Source organism: Pseudoflavonifractor hominis, from assembly GCF_014288125.1.
Classification (GTDB): domain Bacteria; phylum Bacillota; class Clostridia; order Oscillospirales; family Oscillospiraceae; genus Pseudoflavonifractor_A; species Pseudoflavonifractor_A gallinarum.
Genome location: NZ_JACOPR010000008.1, coordinates 69742 through 82503 on the forward strand (window position 1 = coordinate 69742; position 12762 = coordinate 82503).

The window sequence follows — 12762 nt, forward strand, 5'->3', positions numbered from 1 at the left end:
TCGTAATAGGGAGTTCTTCCGAACTTTTCGTCTTCTATCTTCGCCGGTTTTCTTAAACTTGACGAAACCAGACGCATTTGACACCGGGTTGTTCTTTTCTTATACTGGTAGAGAAAGGAGTCTTTCCACCATGTCTGTACCCTCCCGTTCTTCCCTCCGTGCACAGCTTTTATGGCTGAATGTGATCATTGTATCCTGTTCCATCGCCCTCTCGCTGGCGGGCACACTGTATCTCACCCTGCGCAGCGAACGCCGCGCGCTGGACAACAGCCTGCTCAACTCCGCCTCCATCCTGTCCCGCGTCCCTCTGGTGGCCGAGGTCCTGGACGGAAGTTCCTCCAGAGAAGAGCTGGCGGCCTTTCTCAATGACACCACGTCCCATGTCTCCGACATCGACCTGATCCTGGTGGCCGATACGGAAAACCGGATCTATTATGCGCCCGACTCTGTCTTCCTCGGAACCCACTATACCGGTACCGCGCAGAACGCCGTCCTGGCCGGCGCATCCCCCTACACCTCCAACGAGACCGGCCCCATGGGCTCCGATCACTCCGCCTATGCCGCGGTCCGGGACGACAGCGGAGCGCTGCTGGGCTTTGTGGTCGTGGGCGTCTATGTCCGCAGCATGGCCGTCCTCACCTTTCAGACCATCCTCCGCTTTGCGGGGATCGGTCTGCTCTCCGCCGCCCTTGGCTCTCTGCTGGCAAACCAGCTCTCCCGCCGCATCAAGGCCTCCCTCATGGGGTATGAGCCGGACGCCTTTGCCCGGCGCTTTCACCAGCGCGAGGACATCCTGGACGCACTGGAGGAGGGAGTCCTAGCCATTGACCGGGAGGAGACCATCATCTTTCTCAATACCGCCGCAGCCCAGATGCTCTCTCTGGATGAGGAGGGGGTGGTGGGCAAATCCCTCCATACCGTCTATCCCCGCTCCACGCTGGACCGGGTCCTGCGCACCGGAAAGCCGGAGTACAATGTCAGTATGAGCTCCCTCAAAGATGTCCGGGTACTCTCCGACCGGCTGCCCCTGTATGAGGATGGCCGCCTCACCGGCGCGGTGGGCATTTTCCGCAACCGCACCGAAGTGACCCGTCTGGCCGACGACCTCACCGGGGTGCGGCACATGGTGGACGCCATGCGGGCCTATACCCATGAATTTATGAACAAGCTCCATGTGATCCTGGGCCTCCTCCAGATCGGGGAGCCCGAGAAGGCCCAGCAGTACATTATGGACACCAAGCGCACCCAGCAGGAGGCGGTCAGCCGCATCATGCATCAGATCGGAGAGCCCTCCGTGGCCGCCCTTCTGGTGGGCAAAACCAGCCGGGCCGGGGAACTGGGTATCCGCCTCACCCTGGACCGGGAGAGCTTCCTGCCGGAGGGCAGCCCCTGGCTCCCCCCCGACGCCTACGTGACCATTCTGGGCAATCTCATTGAAAACGCCATCGAAGGCCTCAACCAGTCCCCCCGGGACAGCAAGGAGATCACGGTCAGCATCCGGGAATCGGAGGCCTCTCTGCTTCTGTGCGTGGAGGATACCGGCCCCGGCATTCCCGCCGAGATCCAATCACACCTCTTTGAGCGGGGCCGCTCCACCAAGGGGCGGGGCCGGGGAACCGGCCTCTCTCTGGTGCAGGAGGTGGTCTCGGCCTATCACGGCGAGATCCGGGTGGAGTCAGAGTCCGGGATCGGCACGTCGTTTTTCATTACCTTCCGGCGGGATGATCCCGCCGCTCCAGAGGAGGAGTCAGATTGTATCAAGTCGTAATCGTGGAGGACGACCCCATGGTGTCTCTCCTGGACAAGACCTTCACGGAAAAGGACCCCCGGTTTACCGTGATCCAGACCTTTTCGGAGGGGCGTAGCGCCTTGGAGTGGCTCTCCTGTCACCCCGCGGATCTGCTCATTTTGGATGTGTACATGCCCCTCCTCACCGGGATGGAGCTGCTCCATGAGCTGCGCGCCCGGGAGATCGAATCGGACGTCATCATGGTCACCGCCGCCAATGACGCAAAAACGGTGGATGCGCTGCTCAAGCTGGGGGTAGTGGACTACCTGGTCAAGCCCTTTACCTGGGAGCGTTTTCAGCAGGCCCTGGATACCTTCTGCCGCCATCGCCAGGCTGTGGCCGGGGAGGCGGTCAGCCAGGATGCGCTGGATCAGCTCTTCGCCCCCTCCGCCTCCTCCCCGGAGCATCCGGTTCCCAAGGGCGTTCAGGAGAGCACGCTGGAGCGGATCCGCACCTGCCTGCGCACAGCCCCGCCCCAGGGGCTGCCCAGCGAGTCGATCTCACGTCAGACCGGACTCTCTGTGGTGACGGTCCGGCGCTATATGAACTATCTGGTGGAGCGCGGCGAGGTGGTCAGCAGCGTCAACTACGACACCGGCGGACGCCCCTGCCGCCTCTACCGCTACCCCGGCCTCGCGTGAAAGTCCTTCTATTTTCCACCATGCGGGCATATCCTGTGGAAAGAAACGCAAAGGAGGCAGGAGCATGGAGCTCTCCGGAAGCAAACAGGAGACCCTGACACGCCTGGCCGTGTGTGTGATCGCGGCCCTGATCCTCTACTCCAGTGCAAAACCCCTGTGTTCTGCCCTGAAACTCCCACTGTGGGAGGAATACCGCCCCTGGCTGGAAAAAAATCGGATTCAGGCCATTGCCGTGGTATCTGCGGTCCTCTTTGGGCTCTCTCTGGCGCTCTTTCCCCTGGAAGCCAAGCCGGAGGAGGAGCCACCCCCCTGTGAGGACGATTTTCAGCCCGTGGCATAGAAAAACGCCGCCTCTGCATGGAAAGATGCAGAGGCGGCGTATCCTATTTTTATCGGAATTTGGGCAGAAGGGCCGCGCCGATGATCCCGGCGTCATTTCCCAACTGGGCCCGCATCAGGCGGGTGCGGTGGGCGTTGTTCCGGGCGTAGTCCTCCCGGTTGAGAATATAGCGGACGGGCGCCATCAGCGTCTCGCCCTGGTTGGAAATCCCGCCGCCGATGCAGAAGATCTCGGGTTGGAAGATGTTCACCAGGCTGGCCACGCCGCAGCCCAGGTATTCGATGTATTCATCCACCACCTGGCCTGCCGTGGCATCTCCCATACCTGCCGCTTCAAAGGGAATGCGCCCGTTGACCTTGGACAGGTCCCCTTCCGCCAGCTTCCACAGCAGGGAGTCGGGGTTTTGCTCCATGCTCTCCCGGGTGCGCCGGATCAGGGCCGTGGCCGAGCAGTAGGTCTCAAAGCAGCCCCTGCGGCCGCAGGTACACAGCCGCCCGCCATGCTCCAGTACAAAATGCCCCACTTCCATCCCGGCATAGTTGAAGCCGGTATAGAGCTTGCCGTTGAATACCGCGCCGCCGCCAATACCGGTGCCCAGCGTAATGGCCACCATGGACGTGCTTCCCCGTCCGGCGCCCACAGCATACTCGCCCAGGGCGGCTGCGTTGGCGTCATTCTCCATGTAGATGGGAAGCCGCTCCGGGAAGTGCCGGCGCAGCAGGTCCACCAGAGGCACATTTTCAAAGTCCAGGTTGCTCCAATACTGGACGACCCCCCGCTGGGGATCAATGGTGCCCGGAGAGCCGATTCCCACAGCGGCCAGTTCCTCCCAGGACACGCCGGCCTGCTCAGCCGCCAGTCTGGCCGCGGCTGCCATCGTATCCGCCACCGCTTCCGCGCCCCGGGGTGTGGGGATATTCCCGCGTCCCAGAATTTCACCCGCTTCGCTCACCACCGCAGCGGCGATATTGATTCCGCCCAAGTCGATACCCAGATAATGCATACTGCACAACCTCTCTTCCGGTCAGGTTGTGCTCATTGTACCATACTTCCTATCGGAATGCAAAAGGCTGCGTTCGGTCCCTGCCTTTCGCCCCATCAGATGAAAGGCCAGGGCCACCGCGCCGCTGATGATCAGACAGGCATAGAAGCTAATTCCCCGGCTCACCAGCATGGCAGGGGTCACCAGTCCCGCCCCAAAGATCGGAGCAAAGGCCGCCACAAATCCCCCTTCCGCCGGCCCCACTGCTCCGGGCAGAGGGAGGGAGGAAACTGCCAGCGTCACCAGCGCCTGGGTTCCCAGAAAGAGCGCCGGTCCCGTCCCGCTCAGTCCGAACGCCCGGTACACCACATAGGGCACCGAAAAGACCGCCGTGAGCTGTAAGGCATTGAGCCCCAGAAGCATGGGCAGAAGGGCCGGGTTGCGCCGCAGAATCCCGGCTCCGGCCGCATATTCCTCCATCTGCCGCGCCAGTTTCTCGCCCGCGCCCGCTCGGTCCCGGATGATGTGGACCCGGTTCAGAAGATCCAGGACACCCCCTGCAAGCCGCCCGGCCAGATGGGGAAAACACAAAAAGGAGAGCATTCCGGCCGTCAGCGCCCCCATCACCGCCGCGCCGTACAGGAGCAGCAGCCCCAGGCCGCCTCCCATCCCCTGGCGCAGCGCCGGCAGAAAGAGCCAGGCACACAGGGCATAGAGCAGTACCGTGATCTGATAACAGATGGCAATGAGCATCATATTGAGCGCTCCGTGGGCGGCGGGGACTCCGTCCCGGGACATATAGTAGATCTGCGCCGGCTGCCCTCCCGTGGCCGATGGCGTGATGGAACTCACATAGAATCCCACAAAGGAATAGCACAGGCAGCGGCGGTAGGGCGTCCGGTGACCCAGCCGTCCCAAAATCAGACGGGTACACATGGCCTCACATCCCACAAAGACCAGCATCAGACCCAGTCCCAGCAGTACATAGCGTCCATCCACCCGGTGCAGGATCTCCAGCAAGCTGCCCAGCGGCTGATCCCGCAGCAGCACAAAGCCGGTCACCCCCATCAGGACTGCCAGCAACAGGACGCCGGCCAGGTTTCTCTTATTGGACATACCCTTCACTTCCTTTGTTCTACCGTTCCGGGAATCAGGCACACACTTCCGTCTCCCGTGTCATGGCCTCTAGAATGCGGGCGAGCCCCGCAGCCTGCAATTCCCGCTTGCGCGCCCGCATGCGCGCCGACATCTCCCCAAGGGCTCGGTCGTCATAGAGTAGTCCCTGGATGGCCGCCAGGCACTCCTCCGGCTCCTTGGCCGCCGCACGGGCCAGGCCGGAGCGCAGCAGGAAGCGGGCGTTGTTCTTCTCCTGCTGGAGAAAGGGCTCCCACAGCAGCAGGGGCAGCTCGGCAAAGATGCTCTCAAAGACCGTGATGCCGCCGGGCTTGGTGAGCATCAGGTCGGCCTGTTCCATATACTCCCACACCCGGTCGGTAAAGCCCACCACCTCAATGTGTTCATACCGCCCGGAAAGCCGCTGGTAGAGCCGCTGATTGTGGCCGGTGAGAATGGTGGTGCGCACACCGGGCAGTTCATCCAGGGCGTCATAGAAGGAGTCCTTCTTGGGCAGCAGGCCCAATCCGCCGCCCATAATGAGCAGACGCCGTTCTCCGCCGCCCCGGCGGTGGCTGATGGTGCGGAATTCCTCTTTGACCGGGATCCCCGTCACGTGGATGCGCCCGGCCTCCACCCCTTTCTCCATCAGCCGCTCCTTGATCTCCCGGCTCCCGACCAGATAACCGTCGGTCCGGCTGTGGAGCCACTCATTATGGGTGGACAGATCGGTCACACAGGTGACCAGCGGCAGGCGGTCACCGCTCTCCTCTTTATAGCGGGAGACCAGACCGGCACAGATGGGGTGGGTCGCGATCACCGCATCAGGCCGCTTTTCCCACAGCAGCTCTTCCAGCTTGTCCAGCATAGGCCGGTCCAGCGGAGAATGGGTGTCGGAGGGCAGTCGGTCCGCCATACGGTAATAGGCATTGAACAGCCCGTATCCATAGGTCACCAACAGGTCAAACGCCTTGTAAAGGGCCTCGGAGCTGTTCGGCATGGCATAGGCAAAAAAGTCCAGCACCTCCGTCTCCGCTCTGGGAAAATCCCGGCTGATCTGCTGCCGCAGCGACTGTGAGGCGGACCAGTGTCCCAGTCCAAATTTTCCGGTGAGTATGAGGATCTTCATGGCGCTCCCTCCTTTATGGCCTAAAGTATAGCAGGCAAGTCTTTAGAAAAAGACAACCGAAATCTTAAAAAGCCTTTAAGGATATGTGAAAATCCTCTGACACTGCCCTCTGTTCCGAAAAGAAGACCGGTACAGAGCCTTTTCCGCTCTATACCGGTCTGAAAAATACACTATTTGGATGTCTTTGGAAGTCTGGCCCATCCGCTTCCCCTGGGGCGCTGGGGAAGACTGGCCGTAAAACAGGTCCCCTGTTCCCGTGTACTGGTCCCCGTCAGTTTTCCGCCGTGGACCTCCACAATGGTACGGGCAATGGCCAGTCCCAGTCCGTATCCGCCCTGATCCCGGCTGCGGGCACTGTCCGCCCGGTAAAAGCGCTCAAACAGGTGGGGCAGATGCTCCGGTGGGATGGGCTCCCCGGTATTGTGGACCATCAGACGTACCCGTTCCTGCTGCCGGGTCAGGGTCAGACGTACCGCACCGTGCTCTCCGGCGTATTTTACCGCGTTGTCCAGCAGAATCATCACCAGACGGCGGAGCTGTCCCTCATCCCCCTGGAGGAAGATCCCGGGCTGGATCTCACTGTCCAGCTCTACCCCCGCCTCGAAGGCTACCGACTCAAAGGGGAGCAGGCATCCCAGCGTGAGATCGCTCATGGAGAGCTGAGCATAGACCAGCGGTAGCCTGGCGGCATCATTCTTGGCCAGGAAAAGCAGGTCCTCCACCAGTTCCTTCATACGTCCCGCCTCTTCCTGGATGAAGGTGAGCCACTTCTTCTGCTGTTCCACCGAGTCTTCCGGGTGGGAGAGCACAATGCCCGCATTGGCCAGAATGACCGTGAGTGGCGTCTTGAGCTCATGGGAGGCATCGGCCACAAACTGCCGCTGCTGCTCCCATGCCTGTTCCACCGGGCGCAGGGCCAGCGAGGACAAAAAAAGACTCACAATAAAAAAGCACACCAGGGCCCCCGCTCCCACCAGCAGAGAGGTGACGACCAGGTCCATCAGGTTTTCCCGCTCCCAGCGCATATCGGCAAAGGCAATGCGGAGCTTTCCATCCCGGTCCCACTCCACCAGATAGCGCAGATGGCCGGGTTTGGTAATGGTCCCCTCGGGCACACCCTGCTTCTGCACTTCCTCGACCGCCTGCTCCAGCGCTTCCTGGGAGACCTGTACATTTCCTCCGGGGGCATAGGAGTCGATATTTCCGTTCTCATCCAATACTACCCCAAATACTGGTACCATCGCCAGCTGACGGGCGTCCGGGTTTCCTCGTCCCGCTCCCGGCTCCTCCCCTTCCGGCAGATCAATCTCAATTTCAATCTGCGGAGGGGCCATGCCTTCCGCCCATTTCAGGGCCAGGCGCATGGCGGAGACACTCTGTCCACGCAGACGCTGTGATGTGGAGCCCAGCAGGGCGCCGAATACGATCAGCAAAACCAGACTCCCCAGCATCATATTGATGAGGATAAACTTTCGCCTCAGCTTCTTCAGCATGACGGTGCCTCCGTCAACTCAGAGGGATATCCAAGTGATAGCCTACCTTGCGCACCGTTCCGATCCCCACTCTGGAGTTCAAAAAATTCAGCTTTTTACGCAAAAAGGAGATGTAGACCTCTACGTTGTTATCCTCCGCATCCGATTCCATTCCCCACACCTTGGAGATGATATCCTCCTTGGGTACCACGGCCTTGGGCGCCGACATAAGAAGCTTGAGCACATCGAATTCCTTAAAACCCAGGCGCACCGACTTCCCCGCACAGGAGAGGCAGCGGGTCGAGAGGTTCAGGGAGAGATCCGACACTGTCAGACACTCCGAGAGGACCTCACCCTGCCGGCGCGTCAGGGCCCGCACCCGGGCCAGCAGCTCTCCGGCGTCGAAGGGCTTGGTCATGTAGTGGTCCGCTCCACAGTCCAGACCGGTGATCTTGTTGCTGGTCTCATCCCGGGCAGTCAGCATCAGAATGGGGGTGGAGATGTGGGCTGCGCGGGCCGCCGGGCCACCTCAAACCCATCCAGCCGGGGCAGCATCACATCCAGGATCACCAGATCATAAGATCATACTGTCCGGAAAGGGCATAGTCCAGCCCATCCGCACCATCGTCCACCAGATCGGTCTGGTAATGCTGTTCCTGCATGATCTGACCCAGGGTTTCGGCCAGACGTCTCTCATCCTCCACAATCAAAATACGCACCGCGTTTCCACTCCTTCTGTTTTTTGCCATTGTACTCCATGAAGCTGAACCTAGTCTGAAAAAAGAATACCATCTCTCATAGAAAAAAGAATCACCAAACTGTAAATCTTCCCCGGATAACAAAACATCCCCCGCAGTCCAATGGACTGCGGGGGATATCCTAGTTCGATCAGTCGAAGATGGTCTGGTCGTCCACAGGGGTCTCAAAGGCCTTCAGGGCCTTCTCCACCAGCTTGTAGCGCAGCTCGAACTCCTCCTCGTGGGTGAGAGCCGGGTTGCCCAGGGGGTGGGGAATGGCGATGGTGGGCACGATACGGTTGGCGCCCACGGTCATGGAAATGGGGGTAACGGTGCACATGTGAACCACAGTGACACCAGCGCGCTCGATCTCTTTAACCATCGTTGCACCGCAACGAGTGCAGGTGCCTCACGTAGAGGTCAGGATGGCGGCCTTAATGCCGGCATCCCGGAGCTCTTTACCGATGGCCTCGCCGTACTTCTTGGCGCTGGCGACGGCGGTGCCGTTGCCGACGGTGGTGAAGAAGTAGGGATAGATGCCGCCGATCTTGCCTTCCTTCTCCATCTTGCGCAGCACGTCGACGGGCAGGACGCGGTCAGCATCCTCGTTGGCGTAGACCGGGTCATAGCCGCCGTGAGCGGTCTCGTGGTCGGCAGCGGTCAGATCCTCGAAGGAGCTGATGTCATAGCGGCCGAACTTGGAGGCGGAGGAGGACTCGATGTGATCGGGGTTGCCCTTGGGCACGATGCCGCCGGAGGTCACCAGAGCGATCGTGGTGTGAGCCAGATCGGTGATGGCAGCGCCGGGAGCGACACGGTCGAAGGAGGGCATGGGGAACTCGGTGGTGTAGGGCTTGCCGGCCAGCTTGTTGAGGAGCATCTTCACGGCACGGGTGGAGCCGCGCTCAGCCTCGAAGAAGTTCACGCGCAGGCCGTTGGGCATGTAGCCCTCCTCGGCGGAAGCGCCGATCTTCTCGCCCTTAGCCAGCTTGATGGCCAGAGAAGCCATCTTGGGAGCAGCGTCGCGCATGCCGGCAGCGCTGTTCTTGGTGGCGATGATATAGACCTTGTTCTTGAACATGTCGGCGCCGGGGTTCTCCTCGTACATACCGGTCACAACGGGCAGGTTCAGCTCGTCCTTCACGGCAGCAGCGACGGTACCACAGGCCACGCCGTAACGGCCGGCGTTGAACGCGGGACCGCAGACCACGACGTCGGGCTTGGCGTCGGAGATCATCTTCAGGACGGTCGCCTTGGCGGCGTCCAGATTCTCGTTGAAGTAGGAGTCGCCGCAGATCACGGTGCCCACCACTTCAGCCTCGCCCTTGAACGCAGCGTTCAGAGCCAGGCCGGGGCCCACAGCACCCTCACGGTACTCGGGGGCGTAATCAGCCTTCTCCTCGCCGCCGATCTGGGCGAAGAACTGGTTGATATAATGAACAACTCTCAGACTCATAGCAGTTCCCCTCCTTATCTGGCGCTGAGCTTGTTGAAGCCCATCTCATTGGTCGCGCCGGTGATGACCTGCAGCTCGGCGGTGATGGAACCGTCAGCTTCCAGAGCGCCGTCGAAACCGCCGGCGATGATGTTGGCAGCCTCGGGATGGCCGATGACCTTGTCCATCTTGGGCAGGTGGATGACCATGTTGGCGTTGCCGCCGGTGACCACGGCGTCAGCAGCGGGATCGGCGTCAGCCAGGGACTGGGAAGCGCCGTCGCGGCCAGCGTACTCATCGGTGATGATGACGGTCTTGATGCCGGCAGCCTCCAGCTTCTTGCAGTTCATGATCAGGTCGGTATCGGGGTTACCGAAGCCCTCCTGGGAGACCAGAGCGCCGTCCAGCTCCAGGAACTGAGCCAGCTTGGTGGACCAGTCGGAGGAGCGCTCCTTGTCGGCCAGGTAGACGTTCTCGTTGGTGATGATGACACCCACGAAGTTCAGGGTCTTGCCATGCTGCTCCAGCAGGTCATGGATGACGGGGTTATTCAGGTGATGATAAGTGGTGTTCTTATCACAGGCGGACACGCAGTTGCCGCTCAGGATGGCGCCGTCCATGGTCTCGGTGGGATTCAGGATGGTGGGCATGGACTTCTTCATGTCAACGCCGTACACATAGGTGTCGTGCAGCAGGCCCTGGCTCTGGAGCATCAGCACATAGCCGACGCGGGGCAGGTCAGGATACTTCTCCTTGCCGCTCATAACGCCGCTGGTCTCATAGACCTTGGTCTCGTCGGGGGTGACATCCTTGCCCAGAGCGCCCAGGTAGGCAGCGGCCTTCAGGCCGGCCATACGGATGGCGTGCTCATGCTGGTGCTGCTTGATGCCCTCCTTGGGCTCGCAGATCATAACCAGGTTGTTGAGCTTGGAGAAGGGGGTATACTCGGCGCCGGGGCCGGTCATATCGATGATACCCTCCTGGAAGCCAACCACCTTACCGGTGGTGACCACGGCGCAGCCCTTGAGAACATGGGTCTTGCCGCTGCCCACGGTGGTGACCTTGGAGATCATGCCGGGGAAGACGCCGCCGGAGCCCTCCACCTTCACACGGGGCTCGATGACGTCCTTGACAGGGATGATACGCACGGACTCGCCGGGATGAACCACCTCGAAGTCGACCGAGGCCAGGTCCTCGTCCTCCAGCAGCAGAGCGCGCAGCTCCTCCACGTTGACGTAGAGGGTGCCGTTCTCCACCTTGGAGCAGTCGCCGAGCTTAATGTCGCTGATGTGAATTTCGCCTAATTCCAGCCGCATAAGTCTCACTCTCCTTATTGTAGTTGTGGGGCGATGGCCCCGTCTATCAGCCGAAAATCGATCTCTGCAAAGTCTTCCCGCATGTCGGCGGGAGCATCCTCTCCCCGGTGGAACCGGGGCGGAAACTGCCGGCACACGTTGAGAGCTGCCTCAATCAATTCCAGTGACTCCAGATCCAGTACCCCGGACGCTTCGTCCAGCGCAACTGAGCGGAAGGGGGTCTCATTGGGCTTTACACTGCCGGCCAGCGGATGGGTCAGCAGCTTGTGGCCCTGATGGACCAGATCCCGCACGTGGATCAGTACGTCCACATGTCCGCCCTCCACGTACTGGAGGGTGCACAGAGATCCGAACTTTTCCCGGACCTTCTCGTTGTTTGTCACCAAAAGCAAGACAGTCTCTCCTTTGCAAAAAAACAGGGGCAGGGTATACGTATCATGTAATGCCCTGCGCCCTGTTGAAAACCTGAGAGTTTCCCCCGCCCGGTGAGTCGGGGTTGCCCCTTCGGTGCCATGTTACGAGAATCATGGTCTTTTCAGAGTTCTGTCCGCCTGCGGTTCTCGGGACCTGAGAAATTGGCGTCCCACTCGGCAAAATGGGGCCGCTTATACCTTCGGTGTTCCACTCCTGTCGGAACAGAAACTCTCCCGCAGTCATCATCCAGACTATATTTGTTTTTTCGATGGTCATATTATAACATATCGAGTTTTCAAATACAAGCCCGTATCTCATATAAACATTATTTAAAATACACGATTATTTAATTCTGGCGCACTTTTTGTACTATTTGGTTTATTCTCCAAACATCGACGTTTGCACGATAACGTCTCGTTCCGGCACCTTGGACCAGGAAAAATCCGCCGCCAGTTCTGCCGGACGGACCGGCTCCCCAGTGGGGGAGAGCCCCGCCAAAAAGGCCAGTTTTCCCACCAGCTGCTCCGGAGAATAGCGCGCCCGCAGGGCCCCCATGTCCAGGTCCATATCCCGCTTGGAGAGCCTCCGCCCATCCTCTGCCAGCAGCAGGGGAACATGGTAAAAGACCGGCTGGGGCAGCCCCAGGAGACGATAGAGCAGGATCTGCCGCGGAGTGGAATCCAGCAGGTCCTGCCCCCGCACCACCTGGTTGATCTCCATAGCTCCGTCGTCGGTCACCACCGCCAGCTGATAGGCATAGACCCCGTCCGAACGGCGGATGATGAAGTCGCCGCACGCCCGGCACAGGCCCTCCTCATAGTATCCCAAATGTCCGTCTATAAAGGACACTCGTTCATCCGGCACCGCGAGGCGCCAGGCACTGCGCCGGGTGCGGCTCAGCTCCTCCCGCTCCTGGGGAGAAAGGGAGCGGCAGCGTCCGCTGTAAAGGATCTGCCCATCCCCCCGGTGGGGCGCAGAGGCGGCCAGACGCTCGGCCCGGGTGCAGAAGCAGGGATAGACCAATCCCATCTGCTCCAGCTGCCGGAACCGGGCGGCATAGAGCTCCGTCCGCTCACTCTGCCGGTAGGGACCATGGGGTCCCCCCATTTGATACCCCTCGTCCCAGTCCAGGCCCAGCCAGCGCAGATCCTCCGCCAGGACCTGGGCATACTCCTCCCGGCAGCGGTCGGGGTCCAGATCCTCCATCCGCAGGACCAGCGTGCCGCCCGCCGATCGCACCGACAGCCAGGCCAGCAGCGCTGTAAACACATTTCCAAGGTGCATCCGTCCGCTGGGACTGGGCGCAAAGCGTCCCCGCAGCAAAGGTTCCATGTCCCATCTTCCTTTCCAGTATGTCTCGTTTTGTTCTCCAGTATACCATTCCCTCCGGCACA

The 12762-nt window shown here is 60.6% G+C and carries 11 protein-coding genes, 1 pseudogene and 1 riboswitch; of the genes and pseudogenes, 3 read left to right on the forward strand and 9 right to left on the reverse strand.

From position 1 onward, the window contains the following. Positions 1 to 130: 130 nt before the first annotated feature. From H8S34_RS12190 to H8S34_RS12200, 3 genes are all read left to right on the forward strand, one after another. Positions 131 to 1768 carry a sensor histidine kinase gene (locus H8S34_RS12190; RefSeq protein WP_101691359.1) on the forward strand — a complete coding sequence of 546 codons (1638 nt, stop codon included), beginning with the start codon at positions 131 to 133 and terminating at the stop codon, positions 1766 to 1768. Beyond that, the gene (locus H8S34_RS12195) at positions 1753 to 2430 is read left to right on the forward strand and encodes a response regulator (protein ID WP_101691360.1); all 678 of its coding nucleotides are present in this window, start codon (positions 1753 to 1755) and stop codon (positions 2428 to 2430) included. Before H8S34_RS12190 ends, H8S34_RS12195 begins: the two co-directional genes overlap by 16 nt. 64 nt (positions 2431 to 2494) lie before the next feature. Then, on the forward strand, positions 2495 to 2770 hold the full coding sequence (locus H8S34_RS12200; protein WP_101691361.1) for a hypothetical protein: 276 nt from the start codon (positions 2495 to 2497) through the stop codon (positions 2768 to 2770). 49 nt (positions 2771 to 2819) lie between these two features. Here H8S34_RS12200 and H8S34_RS12205 read toward each other — a convergent pair whose 3' ends face one another. The 9 genes and pseudogenes from H8S34_RS12205 to gluQRS form a co-directional block, all read right to left on the reverse strand. Continuing rightward, positions 2820 to 3773 carry an ROK family protein gene (locus H8S34_RS12205; protein WP_101691362.1) on the reverse strand — a complete coding sequence of 318 codons (954 nt, stop codon included), beginning with the start codon at positions 3771 to 3773 and terminating at the stop codon, positions 2820 to 2822. A gap of 21 nt (positions 3774 to 3794) precedes the next feature. Beyond that, positions 3795 to 4868, reverse strand: coding sequence for a lysylphosphatidylglycerol synthase transmembrane domain-containing protein (locus H8S34_RS12210; protein WP_186964113.1), 1074 nt, complete (start codon positions 4866 to 4868; stop codon positions 3795 to 3797). Positions 4869 to 4902: 34 nt separating this feature from the next. After that, the gene (locus H8S34_RS12215) at positions 4903 to 5994 is read right to left on the reverse strand and encodes an MGDG synthase family glycosyltransferase (protein WP_101691364.1); all 1092 of its coding nucleotides are present in this window, start codon (positions 5992 to 5994) and stop codon (positions 4903 to 4905) included. Between the two features lie 170 nt (positions 5995 to 6164). Next, positions 6165 to 7487 (reverse strand): sensor histidine kinase, encoded by a 1323-nt coding sequence (locus H8S34_RS12220; protein WP_186964114.1) that lies wholly within the window; start codon positions 7485 to 7487, stop codon positions 6165 to 6167. 13 nt (positions 7488 to 7500) lie between these two features. Then, positions 7501 to 8185: pseudogene (locus H8S34_RS12225) on the reverse strand (response regulator transcription factor). 169 nt (positions 8186 to 8354) lie between these two features. Continuing rightward, positions 8355 to 9659 carry a glycine reductase complex selenoprotein B gene (gene grdB, locus H8S34_RS12230; protein WP_101691366.1) on the reverse strand — a complete coding sequence of 435 codons (1305 nt, stop codon included), beginning with the start codon at positions 9657 to 9659 and terminating at the stop codon, positions 8355 to 8357. Positions 9660 to 9673: 14 nt separating this feature from the next. Further along, entirely contained in the window at positions 9674 to 10954 is a 1281-nt protein-coding gene (locus H8S34_RS12235) for a glycine/sarcosine/betaine reductase component B subunit (RefSeq protein ID WP_101691367.1), read from the reverse strand. Positions 10955 to 10968: 14 nt separating this feature from the next. Then, complete coding sequence (locus tag H8S34_RS12240; protein ID WP_366485953.1) at positions 10969 to 11337, reverse strand: GrdX family protein; 369 nt, start codon at positions 11335 to 11337, stop codon at positions 10969 to 10971. Between the two features lie 161 nt (positions 11338 to 11498). Then, positions 11499 to 11614, reverse strand: a riboswitch (glycine riboswitch). Positions 11615 to 11746: 132 nt separating this feature from the next. Continuing rightward, positions 11747 to 12700, reverse strand: a complete 954-nt coding sequence (gene gluQRS, locus H8S34_RS12245) for a tRNA glutamyl-Q(34) synthetase GluQRS (RefSeq protein WP_186964116.1) — start codon at positions 12698 to 12700, stop codon at positions 11747 to 11749. Positions 12701 to 12762 lie beyond the last annotated feature (62 nt).